The following is a 19666-nucleotide window of genomic DNA, read 5'->3' as shown; positions in this document are numbered from 1 at the left end:
CGCTCAGCCCTTCACTCCCGAGAAGGCGATGCCGCTCATCAGGTGACGCTGGAAGACGATGAACACGATGATCACCGGCAGGCTCGCCAGCAGCGATCCGGCCATCAGCACCGGGAAGTTCGTCGTGTACTGCCCCTGCAGGCTGGCCAGTCCCGCGGAGACCGGCATCTGCCGGGGATCGGAGTTGACCACCAGCGGCCAGAGCAGGTCGTTCCAGGACCAGATGATCACCAGTACGCCGAGCGCGATCATCCCGGGGGCACTCATCGGCAGCATGATCCGCCAGAAGATCTGCAGGATGTTCGCGCCGTCGATCCGCGCGGCCTCCTCGATCTCCATCGGGATCTGCCGGAAGAACTGCCGCATCAGGAAGGTCCCGAACGCACTGAACATGCCCGGCAGGAACAATGCCGTCAGTGTGTTCAGCAGTCCCAGGCCCTGCATGATCTGGTACTGCGGCAGCAGGAACACCTGGTACGGAACCATCGTCACCGACAGGAAGATCGCGAACAGTACGGCGTTGCCGCGGAACCGCATCCGGGCGAAGGCGAAGCCGGCCAGCGAACTGAACAGCACCTGCCCGACGGTTCGCGCGATGGTCATCAGCGTCGTGTTCATCAACTCCCGGCCGAACGGCAAGGCGCTGAAGACGGTCGTCACGTTCGACCACTGCGGTGAGTGCGGCAGGAACGTCGGCGGCACGCTCACCGACTCGCCGAAGGTCTGTAGCGAGGTCGACAGCTGCCAGAGGAACGGCCCGACCATGAAGATCGCACCGAGGCACAGCACCAGATGCGCGATCGGGTGCCGCGGCCGGGAACGCCTGCGGCCTCGCCGGGCTGTCAGCTGAATCGAGTCAGCCATAGTGCACCCACCTCCTCTGCAGCCGGAACTGCGCCGCGGTCAGGATCAGGGTCGCGATGAGCAGCAGTACGCCGATCGCCGCCGCGTAACCTCCGTCGTGCTCGGCGAACCCGCGCTGGTAGAAGAGGTAGACCAGCGTCTCGGTCCGTTCGATCGCCGGACTCTGCTGGCCCACCATCAGATAGATCAGGTCGAACGCCTGGAGCGAGTTGATCACCGTGATCACCGTGACGAAGAAGATCGACGGCGTCAGCAGGGGAACCGTGACGTGGAAGAACTGCGCCAGCCGGCCGGCACCGTCCAGCTCGGCGGCCTCGTAGTAGTCGACCGGGATGCCCCGGATGCCGGACAGGAAGATCACCATGTTGTAGCCGATCGAGCCCCAGACGCCGACGATGCTGATCGCGAAGATCGCGGTGGCGGGGTCGGAGAGCCAGTGCGGACCGTCGATGCCGATCTTGGACAGCAACCAGTTGATCAGGCCGTAGTCCCCGTTGAAGAGCCATTTCCAGGTCAGGGCGACCGCGGCCGGCAAGGTGACCACCGGCAGGAAGTAGAGCGTGCGATAGATGGTGACGCCGCGCATCCCGGGGAGACTGAGCAGTGCCGCCACGATCGCCGACAGCGGCACCGCGAGCAGCGTGATCGCGGTGATGATCGCCGTGTTGACGATGGCGTGGAAGACGTCGGAGTCGGCGATCAGCGTGCGGTAGTTCTCCAGCCCCGACCAGGCGTGCCCGCCGAAGGCTCCCCAACTGGTGAACGAGTAGTAGATCGTCTGGAACGTCGGCCAGATCTCGAAGACGGCGAGTCCCGCGGCGGCCGGCAGCAGCAACATCAACGCCCACCAGCCGCTGTCCCGGGTCGGCGGTCGCGGCCGCCGGCGGCGAGCCGAGCCGGCCCGCCGACCGGTCTCACCGCCGGTCAGCACCTCGGGTGGCGCTGTCGCGGTGCCCTGCCCGCTCACTTCTTCTCCTTCGACAGCGCGGTGTTCATCGTCTCCGCCACGCTCCGGGCGACGTCAGCGACCGGGGCCTTGCCCGTCCAGGCCTCGGCGAACTGCTTGGTCACCTCGTCGCGCCAGACGGAGGTGTCGGTCGAGGCGGGGAACGGCTGGGCGTACTTCAGATGGTCGACGAACACCTGCAGGTCGAACTCCGGCATCGCCTTGGCGTACGCGTCCGCGTGCCCCTGGTACGCCGGAATGACGGTGCCGGTCTTCGCCTGGATCTCGGCGGCCCGTTCGGATCCGAGGAACTGCAGGAACTGCCACGCCTGCTCGGGATGCTTGGTCTTGGCCGAGATGCTGTTCGCCAGTCCGTTGCTGTAGTAGTCCCGCTTCCCGGTCGGACCGGCGGGCAACGGCGCGATGCCGATGTTGGCCTTACCGTACGGGACGGCGGCGATCTCCTCGGGCTCCCAGGATCCGCAGTACCGCATCGCGACCTTCCCGGAGGTGAGCATCGCGAGCGGGTCGGTGTCGGTGGTCTGCTGCAACGTCGGCGAGACGTGGTACTTCGTGATCATGTCGGTCCAGAACTGGATGCCCTGGATCGTCGCGTCCTGGTCGTACCCGGAGCTCTTGCCGTCGGGCGAGATCACCTGCCCGCCGACCTGCGGCACGGTCAGGTACCAGCTCAGCTCGTCGGCTTCCGGTGCGACGAATCCGTAGACACCCTTCTGCTGGTTGGTCAGCTTCTGGGCCGCGGCGATCACGTCGGTCCACTTCCAGGACGCGTCCGGGTGCTTCACTCGGGCGGCGTCGAAGAGCTTCTTGTTGTAGCAGAGCCCGAAACCGTTGACGTCCTTCGGGATGCCGTACAGCTTGCCGTCGACCGTGTAGGCCTTGGTGACGGCCGGCACGTAGACGCTCGTGTCCAGCTTCGACTTCTTGACCTGATCGTCGAGCGCAGCAACGCCACCGCCGATGGCGTAGTACTGGGCGTACACCATGGTCATCCAGAAGACATCGGGGCCGCTGCCCGCGGTGACGCTGGTCTGCAGCTTCGTCCAGTAGCTCTCCCAGGGCGTCACCTGGACCTGTACGTCGATGTTCGGGTGCTGGGTGTGGAACTCCTGGATGATTTGTTTCATGGCGGCCGCCTGGGCCTGGTCCCAGATGGCGTAGGTGAGCGTGACCTGCTCGTCGCTGTCGCCGCCGGACTCGGAGGATCCCGAGCAGGCGGCCGCGGCGAACAACAGTGGGACGAGCAACAGACTCAGTAGACGCTTCATGCGGACTCCTTCATGAGTGGGCGGCCTGGGCTGAGGAAGTCGAGGCGGGCCGGCAGGTGGTCGCCGAGTGCGTGCCGGGCCGCCAGGTCGCCGAGCAAGGGCCCGAGCGTCAGCCCCCACGCCCCCAGGCCGGTGGCGACGTGGATCGCCGGCGCCAACGCCCCTACCAAAGGCAGACCGTCGCTGGTGGCCGGGCGGAGGCCGACCCTGGTCTCCAGGACGGTGGCGTCGGACAGGCCGGGCGCCAGGTTCAGTGCGGCATTCAGGACGGACTGCTGTCCGCCGGCCGTGACCCGGGCGTCGAAGCCGACGTCTTCGTGGGTCGCGCCAACGACGATGCGGTCGTCGAAGCCGAGCAGATAGCCGGCGCCAGGTGTGTTGACCACCGGTCGCATGCCCGTCTGCCGCCCGTCGAGTCGCAGGTGGACGAGTTGCCCACGGATCGGCCGGATGTCGACCTGTACGCCGAACGCGGCCAGGTCTGCGCCCGCCCAGGCACCAGTGGCGAGCAGCACCGCGTGGCCGTCGATCACGCGGTGACCGACGCGGACCCGCGGTACCGGATGCTGCGGGTCCAGCATCCCGGTGCCGGGGATCACCTCGAGTCGGGCACCGTCGGACCGGGCCTGGGCGCGCCGGCGCGCCGCTGTCATCAACCGGTCGTGCAACCGCGAACCGACGACCCGACCGACCTCGGCGATGAAGATTCCGCGCAGATCGCCACGCAGTTCCGGCCAGTACTTGCGAAGGTCTGCGCCGTCGACCGTCTCGACCAGCTTGGTGACGCCATGCGCTCGACGCCCCTCTGGACGAGAGAGGCGCTCGGTCACCGCGTCGAGGGCCGCCTGCTCGTGCGGATTGTTGCCGGCCACCACGAGTTCGCCGACCTGCTCGAACGTCGCAGAGCCGGCTCCGGCCGGATCGACCGCGTCCAGCTCGGCCAGAAGACTGCGGTAGTAGCCGACGCATTCGGTGATCACCGATGTCCAGTCGGGGCGCTGCTCGCCACGATCGAGCGCGACCGGGGACACGATGCCCGCGCCGGCATCGGTCGCACGACCGGCCAGGCCGGCGTCGACGAGCGCGACCCGCGCGCCCTTCCGGACGCCGGCCAACGCGGCACTTGCTCCGACGATGCCGCCGCCGAGGATGATCAGGTCACAGTCCGCCATCGCTGTTCCCCGCCCGGGCTTGCGCGAGCGCCGGGATGAACGCGCGGGCGTTGTCGCCTTCGACCCGCGCGGCCAGCTCGTCCGGCAACCCGAGGCCCGAGATCGTCCAGCGCCCGGTCGGCGGCGGTTCGATCGACGAGTACGCGAAGCCCTCGTCCGCGCTGGCCAGGAAGCGCAGGTACATCCGGTAGTCGGCGATCTCGGGTGGTGCGCAGTCGGTGCCGAGCAGCACGCGATCGGGATGGCGCTCGATCAGTGCCCGGGTACGTCGTGGCTGACGGCCGAGCTCGGCAATCCGCGCGGCCAGGTCGATGCGGTAGTTCGGGTAGCGGTCGAGCATCTGCTCCACCCAGTCGAGGTTCTCGGCAAGGCAGCCGACGTGGGCACCGATGAAGCGCACCTGCGGGTGGGCGGCGACAACGGCCTCGAGCGCGTCCAGTAGCCGCTGCAGTGGCGGGAACTCAGGCCCGTGGAAGTGCCAGTCGGGATGGCGCAGCAGCTCCTCGAGCCGTTCGTTGTGACGATCGAGTGGCTGGAAGAAGGCCGCTGGGTCGGCGGTGTGGATCAGGGCCGGCACCCCCGACTCGGCCAGCGCGTCCCAGAGCGGTTCGAGCCGTGGATCATCGAGGAAGATCAGCTCGGAGTTCTCGTCGCGAATCCGCAGGCCGATGTCCTTCCAGAGCTTGAGTCCCGCCGCGCCACGACGTACCGAATCGGTCAGCGAGGCACCCATCCGGTCGCCCCAGCCGGGTGTCGACGTGTCGCTCCAGTCCAGGCGTGCGAAGGTCACGAAGCGGCCGGGGTACCGACGGTCGTAGCGATCGAGATTCGCCTCGAGCTCATCGGTCCATTCGCCGTCGAGGTTGACGATGGTTGCCACGCCCGCCTCGTCCATCGTCTTGATCAGGGCGTCCGGATCGGGCGCCCGCCAGACTCCGGTGTTCCGGCGTCCGAGATGGTTGTGTACGTCGACGATCGGCGCGGCCGGATCGGTCACGGTGGTGGTTGCGGTGGTCATCATCGAGACCGGCGCGAAGTCGCGCAGCCGGACATCAGCGAGTGGCTCGGGCATTCGTCCCTCGATTCACAGCACGGTTGGAGAACCAGCCAGATCGGGGCCGACGCTAGGACCGCCGTCGAGCGGCGACCAGCAAACGATCAGTCGAAGTGATCGGTGGGCCGCGGTTGCTCGCGGCCGAACAAAGGAGATGACGAGGCAGGCGTTCGACCATAGGGTCGAAGTCCGGTGCACCATGAGGAGGCCTCGTGTTCCAACCGTTGCATGCGTCCGCGACCCGAGCCGTCGAGAAACTGCGCGACATCGGTGAACCGCTCCCCGAAGACCTCGCCGGCCGGTTGGCCAAGCTGGCGGACGACTCGCAAACCGATACCGTGCGGTCCGCCGCGATCGAGGAACTGCTGCGGCCGTACGTCCTGGTCGACGTGGAGATCGACGAGCGGGGCTACACGGCGAGCACGCCGGGCGCGGCGCCACCGCGACTGGTCCAGCACGGGTGGCGCAGCTTCCTGGTCCGGGTCGTGAACCCGCATCGGCTGCTGGGCGACCTGGCCGGCGGTCCGGGCGGCGTACTCGGACTGGTCGACCACCACAGCCACGCCGCGCGGATCACGCTGCACGACACGTTGACCGTCGTACCGCGGATCGAGAGCAGCTGGCTCCAGGCGAAGCTCGCCGGTCCGACCGATGTGTCGGGGCTCGATGTCGAGTACAAGGTCATGAGTCTGTACAGCCGCGACGGCGGGAGCCGTCGCGGCGAACTCGCCTTCATCCTGGCCGTGGAGGAAGCGACGGAGAGCCTGACCCGGCCGCCGTTCGCGAAGGCCGGGCAGCGGATGGGGTTCGAGAGCCGCCAGTACGGCGCGTCCATCGAGTTCGACTGCCTGCCGGCCCGCGACGTGCGGTTCGACATCCGGGAGCCTGACGGCAGCAGCTGTGTGGCGGCGCTGACCGTCCGCGACTCGCAGCGGCGGGCGTATCCGTCGAAGGCGATGCGGCTGGCTCCCGACATGTTCTTTCACGAACACGTCTACCGGGCGACCGGCGAGGTGATCACGCTCCCTGCCGGTCAGTACGAGATCTCCGCACGCCGCGGACCGGAGTACCGCGAAGTCCGTGTCGAGGTCGAGGTGGAGGCCGACACCGAGGCGGTCACGATCGAGCTGGACCGCTGGGCCGATCCTGCCACCCGCGGCTACTACTCCGGCGACCCGCACATCCACGCCGGCGGCTGCTCGCACTACAGCGTGCCGTCCGAGGGCGTGAACCCGGAGACGATGATCCGGCACGTGCGCGGCGAAGGACTGTGGATGGGCAGCGTGCTCACCTGGGGGCCGTGCTACTACCACCAGAAGCAGTTCTTCAGCGGCTCGTCGATCAGCCCGCGCGCCGAGCTGGAGTACCCCGACATGCAGCGGGCGCAAGGCATGACCTGGGATCCGCAGGACACCGACCACGACGGCCAGAGCCTGCTCCGGTACGACCTCGAGGTGTCGGGCTTCCCGTCCAGCCACTCCGGTCACGTCATCCTGCTCGGCCTCACCGACCAGGACTATCCCGGCACCAAGCTGATCGAGGACTGGCCGTCGTGGAACCTGCCGGTGATGCGCTGGGGCCACGCGCAGAACGCGATGGTCGGGTATGCGCACTGCGGGCTCGGCCTCGCGGTCGGCACGGAGGACCTGCCGAACTACGTCATCCCGGAGTTCCAGTCGATCGGCTCCAACGAGATCATCGTCGACGTACCCCTCGGTGCGGCCGACTTCCAGTGCGGCGCCGAGTTCTCCCCCGCCGCTGAGATGAACGTCTGGTACCACCTGCTGAACGTCGGCTACCGCACTCTGATGCTCGGCGAGACCGACTACCCCTGCATCTACGACGACGGTCCCGGCGTCGGGCGTACGTACGTCCAGCTGCCGGAGCCGCCGCAGGGCGATCAGGCTCTGGAGTCGTGGCTCGGTGGGTTGAAGGAACGCGCGTCGTACTTCGGTGACGGCCGCAGCCATGTGTACGACTTCGCCGTCGATGGCGACACCGGTCGGGAACGTAGCGTCGATGCCTCAGGACCGGTCCGGGTGAGCGCGACGGTCGCGGCCTGGCTGCCCGAGCAGCCGCCCGCGGCTCCGGCGGCCGGCCAGCCGGTGTACAGCGCACCGGTCGGCTGGCACATCGAGCGCGCCCGGATCGGCCAGACCCGCACTGTGCTGGTCGAGGTGCTGGTGAACGGCGTACCGGTCGGGTCCCAGGAGGTGCTTGCCGACGGCAACGAGCAGGCGGTCGAGTTCGACGTACCGCTGGAACGTTCGTCCTGGGTGGCGATGCGGATCCTGCGCAGCGTGCACACCCAGCCGATCTTCGTCGAGATCGCGGGCCGGCCGATCCGGGCCTCGCGTCGCAGCGCGCAGTGGCTGCACGACTCGGTCGACGCGCTGTGGAAGGCGAAGTCCGGCTTCATCCGCGAGACCGAGCGAGCGGAAGCGCGAGAGGCGTACGACGCCGCGCAGGCCGCCTACCTGACCCGTCGGGACGAATGCGAGGTGGACTGATGATTCACGGCGAAGCAGCCGGTTGTTGCGGCCCGGTCGACACCGCGGCGCCGATCTCCGTCGCGATCAACCCGGAGGCCCGGGTGAACGTCGCCCGGACCGCAACCCGGGTGGAGAGTCTGGCCGCGGGCGAATGGCACACGATCGATGTCACCATCGTCAACCAGGGCTATGTGACGGGTCAGCTGGCGATCGAGAGCGCCCCGGTGCCCGGCGTCGAACTGGACCTGCCTGTCCACGAACTCACCGGCGAACCACGCCAGGAGGGTGGCTTCCGGGTCCGCTTCGACGCACCGACCGTCGTGGACATCACCCTGACGTTCCGGGCTCTCGGCGCCCTCGGCGGCCTGGCCAACCACAGCTCCCTGTACCTCCTCCTCCGCTCCACCGCACAGCACAGAAGACCCCTCACCGTTCTGGGCGGCTGAACTGCTGGAGACGGCGTGCCGGACGCGCCAGCCGGTCGGCAATCCAGCCGAACAAGGCCAGTAGCAGGACGCCGACGACGGACACGACGAACTGGATGACGATGAGCATGCAGATCATCGTCGCGATGCTCGGCACGGCTCGACAGTGGCAAGAATGCCCACCTCCGATAGATTGTCGCCATGCATCGGATCGCCGTCGTTGCCGCCAACCACGTGAAGAGCCTCGAGCTCGCGATCCCCGGCCAGGTGTTCGCGACCGCCCACTCCCATGAGAAACCGGTCGGGGCGGTGTTCGGCGATCCGCTGTACGACGTGATCGTGTGCGGGGAGCGACCTGACCTCGTGGTGTGCGGCCGCAGCGGGGCGGAGATGTTCCGGATGACCGCGCCGTACGACCTGTCCGCCGCACTGACCGCCGACACAGTGATCGTGCCTGGTGCACGCACGGACATCGAACCGTCCGTCGAAGTACTCGATGTCCTTCGGCAGGTGCACAGCCGCGGCACCAGGATCGCCTCGATCTGCTGCGGCGCTTTCATCCTGGCCGCCGCAGGGCTGCTCGACGGACGGCGGGCGACGACGCACTGGACCTCCGCCACGGCATTCGCCGAACGCTTCCCGCAGGTCGAGGTCGACCCGAACGTGTTGTTCGTCGACGACGGCGATGTGCTGACGTCGGCCGGAGCAGCGACCGGCCTCGACCTGTGTATCCACATGGTGCGCAACGACTTCGGCGCGGCCGTCGCAGCCGACGCTGCCCGCCATGTCGTGATCGCACCTCAGCGCGACGGCGACCAGGCACAGTTCATCGTCCACCGGGACCCCACCGGCGACAGTGGTTCGCTGGAGCCGACCATGCGGTGGGTGCGCGACCGACTCGGTGAGCCGCTGACGCTGTCCGACATCGCGCAGCAGGCGGCCATGAGTCCGCGTACGCTCAACCGGCACTTCCGCGAGGAGACCGGTACGACGCCACTGCAATGGCTACTCACCCAGCGCGTACGCCACGCCCAGGAACTCCTCGAAACCACAGCCTTGTCGATCGAGGACATCGCCAGACATTGCGGATTCGGCACCGCCATCAACCTGCGCCAGCACTTCACCCGCCGAGTGAACATGTCACCCCTCGCCTACCGCCGAGCCTTCCAACCCCGCTGAGCGGACACTCACGCTTCGGTCGAGGTTTCCGCCAGAGCCCGGAGGCGTGCGGCGTCGCGTCCGGGCGGCAGGCCGAAATGGCGTCGGTACTCACGGCTGAACTGCGAAGCACTGTCATAACCCACGCGAAATCCAGTGGTGGCAACATCTCCCGCACCGGACAGCAAGAGCAATCGGGACTGCTGCAGCCGCACCTGCTTCTGGAACTGGAGCGGACTGAAGGCAGTGACGGCCAGGAAGTTGCGATGGAACGACGACACGCTCATTCCACACATGCCGGCCAGTTCCTGCACCCGCAGCGGCTGATCGTAGTTGTCGGTGATCCATCGAACCGCGCGGCTGATCTGCGTCAGTCCACTGTCGGTCATCGCGATCTGCCGCATCGCCGGTCCCATCGGGCCGTTGAGGAGATACCACAGGATCTCTCGCTCGATCATGGGCGCGAGGACATCACGATCCCGCGGCCGCTCGATCAGCGTCAGCATGCGTACGGCGGCGTCGATCATGGCCTCACTGGCGTCGGCGACTCCGAGGGCGGGCACGGCCGGCCGGTGACTCGGCCCTTGAGAGGCCTCCAGCAGGAGCGTCGCAACGACCGAGGGACGGATGACGAGTCCGAAGCCAAGGGCCGGTGTCGCCGCCGAAGCCTCGACGTAGTGGCCGGTGATCGGTAGGTCCACGGACGCGACGAGGTACTGCCCTTGGCGGTACTCGTACGTGCGGTCGCCCAACGCGATCCGCTTCGCGCCCTGGGCAATCAACGCCATCACGGTCCCGGATCGAGACGGGGTCGGCTCCCCGACTCGGGTCTCCGCGGACGCCAGCACTCCGTCGATCCGCGTCGTCTGGTCGGGACGAGCATGCCTGGCGATGAGATCGACGAGCTCAGCCAGTCGGCGGGTGCGGCCGGCGCCTCGGGAGTCGAACGCAGCGCTCCGTTCCATGGGCAGAATCATACAATCCGCGACACATGTTGACGCCAGAGCTGATGGCCAGGGCAGTAGGATCAGGCAAGCTTCCAGGACGATCGATTCCTTTGTGCGGTGACCGGGATCTACATGGTGGGAGGCGCAGGCCTCTCTCATGTACGCCGAGAACGAAAGGCTCCCGCGACCATGCACGCGCTGCAGCAGACATCTCTCAACGGCCCGCAGGACATGCGGCTGATCACCGACGCTCCAGTGCCGAGCCCAGGCCGGGGCGAGGTCCTGATCCGCGTCGCCGCCGCGGGCGTCAACTTCGCCGACATCTCGCAGGCCCACGGCACCTTCCTGCACGGTCCGCGGCCGCCCTACCTGGCCGGCTTCGAGGCCGCCGGGGAGGTTGTTGCCGTGGGCAATGCTGTGACCGACCCGAAGCCGGGGACTCGCGTGGTCGGCGTCGGCAACGCCGCTTTCGCCGAGTACATGGTGCTCCCCGCGGCGGCGGCGATGCCATTGCCCGCCGGCTGGACGGAGCAGCAGGCTCTGGGCCTCGTCGTGAACTGGCCGACCGCGCTGGCCGCACTCAAGCCCCTCGGCGGCATCACCGCCGGGCAGACCGTGCTGATCCACGCCGCCGCGGGCGCGACCGGCCAGGCCGCGGTCACGTTGGCCAAGCACTACGGTGCGACGGTCATCGCGACCGCCTCGCCGAGCAAGCACGAGACGGTGCTGGCAGCCGGGGCCGACCACGTCCTGGATTCTCTCGGCGGCGACCTCGCCACCGAGGTACTACGGCTGACCGGCGGTACTGGTGCCGATCTGGTGCTGGAGTCGGCAGGCGGCGCCACCTTCGAGGCCAGCTTGGCCGCGGCCAAGCGGGTCACCGGCCGGGTCATCGTGTCTGGCCTTCCGGGCGGCGAAGCGGCGATCACCAACTGGGAGCTGGTGTACAAGCACCAGGTCCATCTCATCGGCTTCAACCTCGGCGTACTGATCGAGGCCGCGCCGCAAGTCTTCGGCGAGGTCATGGGCGAGCTGTCCGCCCTCATCGCCGCCGGCGTGTTGCCGCCCGGCCGGCCCACGGCGTACGCACTGTCCGACGGCCCGAAAGCGCTCGCGGAACTCGAAGCCAGGGCAACCGTGGGCAAGCTGGCCTTGCTGCCCTGAGGATGCGGCATTCGATGGCTAGGCTCGCGGCGTGACATCGCATCTGCGGGCGGCAGCGGATCACGACAGATTCACCGCCGAGACCTCGCGGTTCCGCCGGGAGTTGCTGGCGCACTGCTATCGCATGGTCGGCTCCGCGCACGATGCCGAGGACCTGGTGCAGGAGACCTATCTGCGGGCGTGGCGGTCGTACGCCGGCTTCGAAGGCCGGGCGTCGATCCGGTCGTGGCTCTACAAGATCGCCACCAACGTCTGCCTGAGAGCGCTGAAGCCGCGCGCGATCCGGGTGCTCCCCTCGGGTCTGGCCGGCCCGTACGACGGACCGGATCGCGAACCGAGTCTCGTTGCGCCGGGTGAGGTCTCCTGGCTGGAACCGTTGCCGGACCAGTGGATCGCCCCGCCCGCCGACGATCCTGCCGCCGTCGTCGTCGCGCGCGAGTCGGTGCGGCTCGCGCTCATCGCCAGTCTCCAGCACCTGCCCGCGCGCCAACGGGCGATCCTCATCCTGCGCGACGTACTGGCGTTCTCCGCGGCGGAGACGGCGGAGGTCCTCGACACCACCGTCGCGGCGGTCAAGAGCGGTCTGCAGCGCGGCCGCGCCCGGCTGGACGAGTTGCAGCCCGAGCCCGCGGAGCTGCTCGAACCGACCGACGAACGGGCACGCGCGCTGCTCGACGGCTACATCGCGGCCTTCGAGCGCTCCGATGCCGGCCTGCTGGAACAGGTACTGCGCGCGGACGCCACGCTGGAGGCGACGCCGTTCCGCGACTGGCAGTCGGGCCGGGCGATGTGCGTCCACATCCTCGACGCGTACGTGCTCGGCGCACCCGGCGAGTGGCGCATGATCCCGACCATCGCGAACGGGCAGCCGGCCGCCGCCGTGTACCACCGGGCCTCGGACGGCACACTTCGGGCCGACGGCGCCGTCGTACTGGCTCCCACCCCCACCGGCATCTCCGCCGTCATCAAGTTCCACGACCCCACGCTGGTCACGACCTTCGGGTTCCCCGACGTACTCCCGCACTGACTTGCACGGCGCGGAGCTGCGGGATTGTGCTCGCAGATCTTGGCGTGTTTGACTCCGACATGACTGCGCGTGAGGACGAGCTCGCCGAGTTGCTGCTGCTCGACGAGGACCAGCTCTACATCGCGCTGGCGCGGTCCGATCCCGCCAACGCCGACGTGATGTTCTCGCCCGTCGAGGCGCGTGAGACAGGTCGCCGTACGTTCGACCGCCTCGAGGAACCCCTCCGTCATCGGATCTGCGACGAGTGGAACTACTGCGCGAAGAAGAAGTCGTCGAACTTCGGCGACACGCTGACCCTCACCGCGGCCGTCGCGGACGTCATCGTCACGGTGCTGGGCGGTATCCCCGCCGGCACCGTGGCGACGCTGCTGGTCAAGAAGGGCCTGTCGAAGCTGTGCCGATGCCGCGCCGACGACGATGACTGACGAGGTCGACAAGGATCTGCGTGGTCGCTACTCCCCTCGGACCGACCACCTCTCCTTCACGCACCGCATCCCCGACGCCTTCCCGTACATCGAACTGTCCGTGACCTCGGCCGGCATGGCGACGCCGATGGCCGGCTTGCTGGACGAGTTCGTGCATCGCGCGCAGTGGTCCCTGACCGCGGTCGGCATGGTGTACCGCGTCGGCTGCCATGTGCAGGTGCTCCACACCCTCGAACTACTGCGCCTGCTCGCAAGCGACGCGTCCCTGCGGGTCCCCACGCCATGGCTCACCGGAGACCTTCCCGCTGACGCGGAAGCCGCGCGCCACCTCACGGCGATCCGCGCCATCGAGTCGACCCAGCGATACCTCCTCGGACAGGCCCTGGGCCACCCGATCGGCGAACTCTACGACGCATTGCGCGTCGCCCGCGCCGCACTCGACGACGCGAGCCCACTGCACTTCGGGACGTTCGGAACCTTCGGGTCGGAGGGTCTCTACGATGCGAGCGGCCGCCCGGAAAAGCTGACCAGCACGCAGAACATCCTCGAGAGCCACGCGAGCACCTTCGCCGTCGACCTGCTTCGCGGCGTGTCCCGCAAACGCGCCCGGAGGTGGCTCGACGAGTACGTCGCGACCAATCACGTCGACGTCTACCGCACCCTCCAAGAGCTTGCGACCGTCGCGCGCAGCGACGCCGACAACTACTCGCTCCTGCGGCTCTCCGACTGGGCACTCGCCTGCCCGTTGACGCACGTGTACGGCGTACCGCCACCTCCCGACTACCTCGAGTCCGCCGTACCGTATGCGCGCTTCGCCCTCGGACTGCAGCGATTTCCCCTGCTCTCCAAGGCGTTCCATCGCAACGGTGTCCCCGATCCGACCGCGCGGCAACTCGTCGAGGCCGTCATCGCGGCGTACGGCGACATCCGGCCCGGATTCGTCGATGTTCCGCCGGACCGCCGCAGAGAGATCGATGTCGCGCTGAACGAGGTCGACGACTGGCAGCAGCGGCAGTTGTCGACGCTCACCGACCCCGACATCATCACCAGCTTCACCAGGCTCATCACGATCGCGACCGCCCAGGCGGTTCAGCGTTATCTGGCCGGACTGCGAGAGATCCCCCGCGACGGCATGATGTTCGAGCCGACCCACGAACGGCTGGTCCGCATGTGTGCGATCTGCGATTCCCCGGTGATCGTCTATCCCGACGGCATCGAGGTCTTTCTGTGCGAGCCGAACGACGACCCCGAGCTGGAGTTGAGATTCCGTACGACGATCTTCGGGATCGCCGCCGCGGCTCGCGCACTGCACGCGCCCGCTGCGGCCCAACCCGAGCACCTGCCCTTCGACCTCGCCACTCTGCTCGAGTGGACCGGAGTCACGCCAGACCAAGTGAGTCCGCGGTGAGGCGCCAGGACTTCCTGACGCACTTGGTCGATCTGATCGTCAATGTGACTGACGATCATCCGGTGCGTGTCGCGGTGGACGGCCCCGATACCGCCGGCAAGACCACGCTGGCCGACGAACTCGCTCTCGCCCTGTCCGGGGTCCGGCCAACGATCCGCGCCAGCGTCGACGACTACATCCGGCCACTCGAGCCCACAGTCCCAGCAGCGGGCTACTTCGATGACAACTTCGACCTGCCCGCGCTCATCACCGGACTCCTGATCCCGCTCGGACCAGACGGCGACCGCAACTACCGCACCGCAGACGACACCACCGACATCGCGCCACCCAACGCAGTACTGCTCGTCGACGGCGTGTTCCTGCTGCAGTCCGCCCTACGCCCCTATTGGGATATCGGCATCTACCTACACATCAACGAAGCCGAGATGCTCCGCCGCGGCGTACTCCGCGACCACACCGACTACGGCAGTCCCGACGCCGTCCGCCAACAATTCGAAACCCAGTACATCCCCGGCTGGCGCACCTACGAGACCCAGCACAGTCCCTCCGCGACCGCCACCCTCACCGTCGACCACCAGGACCCGACCCACCCCAAGATCCAACACCGCACCACCTGATCCCGGCCTGACGAGCGAGGCTTGCTGGGATCAGTGCTCTACGCCGGGTCGGGCCTTCTTCGGGAGCAGGAAGCCGACCGCGAACGCGAGTGCGATCCCGCCGAGGGTTGCCAGCAGCGCCACCTGAGCGCCGTCGAGCGCGGCCACGGAGCGGGTCGCGGGCTCGGCGTCGGCGACCTTGCCCATGAAGATGGTCCCGATCACCGCGATACCGAGCGCGATCCCGACCTGCTCCAGCGACCCCAGCATGCCGGTTGCCGAGCCGACCTCCTCGTCCCGGACGCCGCCCAGGATGATGTCGAACAGCGGGATGAAGACCATGCCCATCCCGGCCCCGCCGATCAGGTTGGGGACCACCAGGTCCCAGTGCTCGACGTTCAGCCCGGTCAGCGCAAGTACGCCGTACAGGCCGGTGAGCCCGATCGCCATCAGCGCGAGGCCGATGTGCAGCAGCTTGCGGCCGTACTTCTGCATCGCCATCCCGGAGACCGCCGAGCCGATCAGCGCCCCGAACGCCCACGGCGCCATCGCCAGGCTGGCGTGGATCGGGGTGTAGCCGAGGCCGACCTGGAGGAACATGCCCAGGACGAACGTGCCGGCCATCGCACCGAAGAAGACCACCGCGAACAGTACGCCGGACAGGTACGAGCGGCTCCGCAGCAGCCGGGGCTCGATCAGCGGGGTCGCGCCGCTGCGCTGCCGACGGGACTGGTACGCACCGAACCCGGCGAGCACCGGCACGGATGCGACCAGCAGCGCCTTCGACCACAGCGGCCAGCCGATCTCGTGCCCCTGCACTAGCGGGTAGACCAGGGCAACCAGGCCGGCCCCGGCGATCAGCAGCCCAGGGATGTCCAGCGAGATCCGGCGGCCGTCGGCGGGCCTGGTGTTCGGCAGGTACTTGGCCGCGATCACGAAGGTGAAGATGCCGACCGGGATGTTCACCAGGAAGATCGCTCGCCAGCCGGTCCCGAGCAGATCCGCGTCGAGCAGCGTGCCGCCGATGATCGGGCCGATCACCGCTGACAGACCCATCACGGGTCCGAAAAACCCGAACGCCTTGGCTCGCTCGTCCGGATCGAACAGGTCGCGGGCCAGTCCGAAGCCCTGCGGCAACATGATCGCGGCGAACGCACCTTGGGCGACGCGGGCGGCGATCAGCATCTCCGACGACACCGCGAGGCCGCAGATGAACGAGATCACGGTGAATCCGCCGACGCCGATCAGCAGCGCCTGCTTCCGGCCGACCATGTCACCGAGCCGACCGCCGACGAGGAGCAGGACTGCCAGGGCCATCGTGTAGCCGGCGGCCATCCACTGCAGGCTCGCGTAGGAGCCGCCGAGGTCGGCGCGGATACCGGGGGCGGCGACGTTCATCACGGTCGAGTCGAGCAGGTCCATCACTGACGCGGTGATGACCGCGGAGAAGGCGAGCCAGCGCCGGCGCTGCGGGGCGGCCTCGACTGCTGCTGTGCTGCTGGGGAGTACTGCGACTGCGGTCATCATCGGCTCCAGCTTCAAACGGAACGAACTGTTCTGTTCCAACTCTAGCGGAACGGAGCATTCCGTTCAAGTGGTAGTCTTGGTGACATGACGAAAGCTCTGAGTGGCCGGCAGGCCCAGGCGGCCCGCAACGACGAGGTGATCCTGGGCGCGGCCCGGGCGGTGTTCATCGCCGATCCCGGTGCCCCCATCTCCGCGGTCGCGGAGCGTGCCGGGGTCGGTATCAGCGCGCTCTACCGGCGCTACGCGAGCAAGGAGGAGTTGCTCCGCAAGCTCTGCAGCGACGGGCTGGCGCGGTACATCGAGGAGTCGGAGAAGGCTCTGGCCGACGACCGTGAGCCATGGGTCGCGTTCGGAGCGTTCCTGCACGCGCTGGTCGACGCCGACACCAATTCGCTGACCCAGCGACTCGCTGGGACGTTCACCCCGACGCCCGACCTCTGGCAGGACGCCGCCCGGGCGGCTGAGCTGAACCAGGCCATCTACACGCGGACGAAGGAGCACCTCCGGCCGGGGATCGTGGTCGAGGACTTCGGGGTCATCCTGGAACAGATCACGTCGATCAAGTTCGGCGACGAGGCTCGGACGAACCAGCTCCGGCATCGGTACCTCACCCTGATGCTGGAGGCGATGCACCGGTCCGGAGAACAACCGGGCGGCGCTTCGGAACTCCCGGGACCGCCGCCCAGCAATGACGAACTGACCGACCGCTGGCGCGCCTGATCAGCGATCCGTCGGGCGAGAATTCAGCCATGCGGATTCTGCTGCGGGTCAAACCGGGTGCCTCCCGGACCGCCGTCGGTGGCCGGTACGACGGTGCGGCCGGACCGGCCCTGGTGGTCGCGGTGGCGGCCCGTGCGGTGGAAGGTCAGGCGACGAAGGCGGTCCTGCAGGCGATTGCGGCAGCGTTCGGCGTACGACGTTCGGCCGTGACGCTGGTGCGAGGCGCGACCAGCCGAGACAAGCTGGTCGAGGTCGAGGGCGCGGACACAGAGATTCGGCCCAGACTCGAGAGACTCCTCGGCCCGTTGGGGGATCGCGATGCCTGATGTGTTGAGTGTGCTGGCCGGCCAGCAGTACGAGTGGGACCAGCACGACTCGTTACGGCTGGACGAGCGCTATCGGACGCGGCATCTCCCGTTGCTCACCGACCGGCCTCGCGATGTGCTCAGGCCGGATCCTGGACCCGGCGAGTTCTGGCCGCCCGCGCGCTCGTTGGTCGTCCCACTACCGGACCCGCGCCCGGAGCCGTTCCTGTCGGCGCTGGCTGCTTCCAGTCTGGCCGAGTTGGTGTGGTGGCGCGGACTCGAACTGAGGGCCGACCGGGTCCACGCGACGCTGGTGCACGGCAGTGACGAACCACGAACCCTCGACGCACCGATCGATCTCGTCATCCGCGGACCGTGGATCGGGCAGCTCAACACCGGCCGGATCTACCTTCCGGTCGAACCGGCCGACGAACAAGCCGCCCTCGCACTCGCCGTCGACCGGCCGCTGCTGGCCGGGTATCTCCAGCTGACCGCAGACGTCACCGGCAACGCCTACACCGAACTCCGCCACCTCGTGGCAACCTTCCAACCTCTCCGAATCCCGGTCCGCGTCGCCCGCCTCCAGGTCCTGGAAACAATGGACGACCTGGCCCTGAGGTCCCGGATCCTGACGCCCCGGGACTGAGCCCTACGGCGCCGACCAGGTTGCCGGACGCAACGGTTCGTCGAGCTCGACCCGGCCGGACAGGTTGTCCAGGGTGCCGACCAGTCCGGCGAAGGTGCACTCGGCAACGACCTCCAGCACGTCCGCCTCGGACAATCCGGCTTCGGCCGTACGGCGAACGGTGCCCTCAGCAACCTTTCCGCGGGTGAGCACCAGCTCCCGCGCGAGTGCGTAGACCGCCGCCGCAGCGGCATCCGCGGGCTCGTCACCACCGCGCATCCGCTCGAGGTCGTCCGCTGTGGCGCCGAGAGCTGCGAGCACGGTGCTGTGGAACGCAACGCCGTACCGGTTGTCGACCACAACACCGACGGCAAGGCCGGCCGTCTCCCGCAGCACCGGGTCCAGCGCCCCGCCGGTGACCGCTCGCCGCAGCCCATCGAACCCAGCCAGCAGTGCGGGTGACGTGGCCGTCGCCGCCGCCAGGTTCGGCACGAAACCGAGATCCTCGGCGATGCCTTCCAGTATCGCCTTCGACTCAGCCGGTGCCGTACTCGTGGTGTGCACAGTCAGATCCATCATTCTCTCCCTGCGGCCGACGGTCGCGGCCCTGCCAGGACAGCGTGCTGCGCGGCGGTGCGGTGGCGCGATTCCCTCGTGGGGAAGGGAATCGCAGCGTCGCGGCGCCTATCGTTGGCCCCATGCGTGCAGCACCGGCGGATCCGGAGTTCGGCGACCTGTTGCGGCACTGGCGATCGGTCCGTCGGTTCAGCCAACTGGACCTCGCATCGGCCGCCGGGTCGACACCGCGGTACGTGAGCTTCGTCGAGACCGGACGGTCCCAGCCGAGCCGCGAGATGGTGGTGCGGCTGGCGCAGGCCCTCGACGTACCGCTGCGGGAACGGAACGGGCTGCTGCTCGCCGCCGGGTTCGCACCGCTCTACCCGGTGGCGGCGCTCGGTAGCGCGCAGCTCGCCCGGGTGGAGGAGGCGCTCGGGTCGATGCTCGAGCAGCACGAGCCCTACCCGGCGGTGGTGATGGACCGGGGCTGGAACGTGCTGCGGGCGAACCGCGGCGCCTCGCAACTGTTCGGCACCCTGCTCGCTCCTGACCCGCTACCGGATCCGGCGAACGTGCTGCGGCTGATGATCGAGCCCGGACCGGTCCGCGCCGCCGTGCTGAACTGGTCCTCGGTCGCACCGGCACTGCTCGAACGCGCCGCCCGCGAGGCCGTCGGCGGCGTCTTCGATCGGGAGACAGCGGAGCTGGTACGCCGCCTGCGCTCCCGCCCGGACGTCAGCGCCGTACTCACAGGGCACTCCGTCACGGCACCGTCGGTACCCGTGATCGACGTACGGTTCGCGCTCGATGATCTGGTGGTCGAGCTGTTCTCGGTCGTGTCCTCCATCGGCACCCCGGTCGACGTCACCGCGCAGGAACTCCGCGTCGAGGCATTCTTCCCCGCAAACCAGGCCACCCGAGACACCTGGCACCGCCTCGCCACGAAGAACTAGGGGTGTCCCGT

Annotated in this window: 21 protein-coding genes; 12 read left to right on the top strand and 9 right to left on the bottom strand. The window is 68.3% G+C overall.

The annotated features are described in order from the left end of the window. Positions 1 to 3 precede the first annotated feature (3 nt). Genes ACGFH6_RS08935 through ACGFH6_RS08915 form a run of 5 tightly spaced genes read right to left on the bottom strand, consistent with a single transcriptional unit; the run spans position 4 to position 5343 of the window. On the bottom strand, positions 4 to 864 hold the full coding sequence (locus ACGFH6_RS08935) for a carbohydrate ABC transporter permease (protein ID WP_360448247.1): 861 nt from the start codon (positions 862 to 864) through the stop codon (positions 4 to 6). Beyond that, entirely contained in the window at positions 857 to 1831 is a 975-nt protein-coding gene (locus ACGFH6_RS08930; protein ID WP_393381853.1) for a carbohydrate ABC transporter permease, read from the bottom strand. The genes ACGFH6_RS08935 and ACGFH6_RS08930 overlap by 8 nt, the downstream gene beginning before the upstream one ends. Next, positions 1828 to 3099: an ABC transporter substrate-binding protein gene (locus ACGFH6_RS08925; protein WP_393381851.1), complete on the bottom strand. Its 1272-nt coding sequence runs from the start codon at positions 3097 to 3099 to the stop codon at positions 1828 to 1830. The genes ACGFH6_RS08930 and ACGFH6_RS08925 overlap by 4 nt, the downstream gene beginning before the upstream one ends. Beyond that, complete coding sequence (locus tag ACGFH6_RS08920) at positions 3096 to 4271, bottom strand: NAD(P)/FAD-dependent oxidoreductase (protein WP_393381850.1); 1176 nt, start codon at positions 4269 to 4271, stop codon at positions 3096 to 3098. Before ACGFH6_RS08920 ends, ACGFH6_RS08925 begins: the two co-directional genes overlap by 4 nt. Next, the gene (locus ACGFH6_RS08915) at positions 4258 to 5343 is read right to left on the bottom strand and encodes an amidohydrolase family protein (RefSeq protein ID WP_393381848.1); all 1086 of its coding nucleotides are present in this window, start codon (positions 5341 to 5343) and stop codon (positions 4258 to 4260) included. The genes ACGFH6_RS08920 and ACGFH6_RS08915 overlap by 14 nt, the downstream gene beginning before the upstream one ends. Positions 5344 to 5537: 194 nt before the next feature. Between ACGFH6_RS08915 and ACGFH6_RS08910 the strand changes: the two genes are divergently transcribed. Beyond that, positions 5538 to 7835, top strand: a complete 2298-nt coding sequence (locus tag ACGFH6_RS08910; protein WP_393381846.1) for a CehA/McbA family metallohydrolase — start codon at positions 5538 to 5540, stop codon at positions 7833 to 7835. Then, entirely contained in the window at positions 7835 to 8263 is a 429-nt protein-coding gene (locus tag ACGFH6_RS08905) for a hypothetical protein (RefSeq protein WP_393381844.1), read from the top strand. The genes ACGFH6_RS08910 and ACGFH6_RS08905 overlap by 1 nt, the downstream gene beginning before the upstream one ends. Here ACGFH6_RS08905 and ACGFH6_RS08900 read toward each other — a convergent pair. Then, positions 8244 to 8399, bottom strand: coding sequence for a hypothetical protein (locus ACGFH6_RS08900; RefSeq protein ID WP_393381842.1), 156 nt, complete (start codon positions 8397 to 8399; stop codon positions 8244 to 8246). The two genes, ACGFH6_RS08905 and ACGFH6_RS08900, sit on opposite strands and share 20 nt — an antisense overlap. A gap of 44 nt (positions 8400 to 8443) precedes the next feature. Here ACGFH6_RS08900 and ACGFH6_RS08895 point away from each other — a divergent pair, with 44 nt between their 5' ends. Next, the gene (locus ACGFH6_RS08895) at positions 8444 to 9421 is read left to right on the top strand and encodes a GlxA family transcriptional regulator (protein ID WP_393381840.1); all 978 of its coding nucleotides are present in this window, start codon (positions 8444 to 8446) and stop codon (positions 9419 to 9421) included. Between the two features lie 8 nt (positions 9422 to 9429). On the opposite strand, the gene ACGFH6_RS08890 is transcribed toward ACGFH6_RS08895, so the two are convergent. Then, positions 9430 to 10365: an AraC family transcriptional regulator N-terminal domain-containing protein gene (locus tag ACGFH6_RS08890; protein WP_393381839.1), complete on the bottom strand. Its 936-nt coding sequence runs from the start codon at positions 10363 to 10365 to the stop codon at positions 9430 to 9432. Between the two features lie 171 nt (positions 10366 to 10536). Between ACGFH6_RS08890 and ACGFH6_RS08885 the strand changes: the two genes are divergently transcribed. Genes ACGFH6_RS08885 through ACGFH6_RS08865 form a run of 5 tightly spaced genes read left to right on the top strand, consistent with a single transcriptional unit; the run spans position 10537 to position 14988 of the window. After that, positions 10537 to 11511: a zinc-binding dehydrogenase gene (locus ACGFH6_RS08885; RefSeq protein WP_393381838.1), complete on the top strand. Its 975-nt coding sequence runs from the start codon at positions 10537 to 10539 to the stop codon at positions 11509 to 11511. Between the two features lie 31 nt (positions 11512 to 11542). Further along, positions 11543 to 12538: a sigma-70 family RNA polymerase sigma factor gene (locus ACGFH6_RS08880; RefSeq protein ID WP_393381836.1), complete on the top strand. Its 996-nt coding sequence runs from the start codon at positions 11543 to 11545 to the stop codon at positions 12536 to 12538. 59 nt (positions 12539 to 12597) lie between these two features. Further along, positions 12598 to 12963, top strand: coding sequence for a hypothetical protein (locus tag ACGFH6_RS08875; protein ID WP_393381834.1), 366 nt, complete (start codon positions 12598 to 12600; stop codon positions 12961 to 12963). Beyond that, positions 12956 to 14371: a hypothetical protein gene (locus tag ACGFH6_RS08870; RefSeq protein ID WP_393381832.1), complete on the top strand. Its 1416-nt coding sequence runs from the start codon at positions 12956 to 12958 to the stop codon at positions 14369 to 14371. Before ACGFH6_RS08875 ends, ACGFH6_RS08870 begins: the two co-directional genes overlap by 8 nt. Continuing rightward, entirely contained in the window at positions 14368 to 14988 is a 621-nt protein-coding gene (locus tag ACGFH6_RS08865; RefSeq protein WP_393381830.1) for a uridine kinase, read from the top strand. Before ACGFH6_RS08870 ends, ACGFH6_RS08865 begins: the two co-directional genes overlap by 4 nt. 30 nt (positions 14989 to 15018) lie before the next feature. Here the strand turns inward: ACGFH6_RS08865 and ACGFH6_RS08860 are convergent, their stop codons facing one another. Further along, complete coding sequence (locus ACGFH6_RS08860) at positions 15019 to 16494, bottom strand: MFS transporter (protein ID WP_393381828.1); 1476 nt, start codon at positions 16492 to 16494, stop codon at positions 15019 to 15021. Between the two features lie 84 nt (positions 16495 to 16578). On the opposite strand from ACGFH6_RS08860, the gene ACGFH6_RS08855 reads away from it, so the two are divergent. From ACGFH6_RS08855 to ACGFH6_RS08845, 3 genes are read left to right on the top strand one after another with little or no spacing between them, the layout of a single operon-like run. Next, positions 16579 to 17214 carry a TetR/AcrR family transcriptional regulator gene (locus tag ACGFH6_RS08855; protein ID WP_393381826.1) on the top strand — a complete coding sequence of 212 codons (636 nt, stop codon included), beginning with the start codon at positions 16579 to 16581 and terminating at the stop codon, positions 17212 to 17214. Positions 17215 to 17243: 29 nt separating this feature from the next. Continuing rightward, positions 17244 to 17540 (top strand): DUF167 domain-containing protein, encoded by a 297-nt coding sequence (locus ACGFH6_RS08850; protein ID WP_393381825.1) that lies wholly within the window; start codon positions 17244 to 17246, stop codon positions 17538 to 17540. After that, positions 17533 to 18165, top strand: coding sequence for a hypothetical protein (locus tag ACGFH6_RS08845; RefSeq protein WP_393381823.1), 633 nt, complete (start codon positions 17533 to 17535; stop codon positions 18163 to 18165). The genes ACGFH6_RS08850 and ACGFH6_RS08845 overlap by 8 nt, the downstream gene beginning before the upstream one ends. A gap of 3 nt (positions 18166 to 18168) precedes the next feature. On the opposite strand, the gene ACGFH6_RS08840 is transcribed toward ACGFH6_RS08845, so the two are convergent. After that, a complete protein-coding gene (locus ACGFH6_RS08840) occupies positions 18169 to 18720 on the bottom strand; it encodes a carboxymuconolactone decarboxylase family protein (RefSeq protein WP_393381821.1) in 552 nt (183 codons plus the stop codon). A 122-nt stretch (positions 18721 to 18842) separates the two neighbouring features. On the opposite strand from ACGFH6_RS08840, the gene ACGFH6_RS08835 reads away from it, so the two are divergent. Beyond that, entirely contained in the window at positions 18843 to 19655 is an 813-nt protein-coding gene (locus ACGFH6_RS08835; RefSeq protein WP_393381819.1) for a helix-turn-helix domain-containing protein, read from the top strand. The last annotated feature ends 11 nt before the right edge of the window (positions 19656 to 19666 follow it).

Source organism: Kribbella sp. NPDC049227 (genome assembly GCF_043197265.1).
Classification (GTDB): Bacteria; Actinomycetota; Actinomycetes; order Propionibacteriales; family Kribbellaceae; genus Kribbella.
Note: the sequence above shows the minus strand (reverse complement) of the source record. Positions and strands in the feature narration are given on the sequence as shown.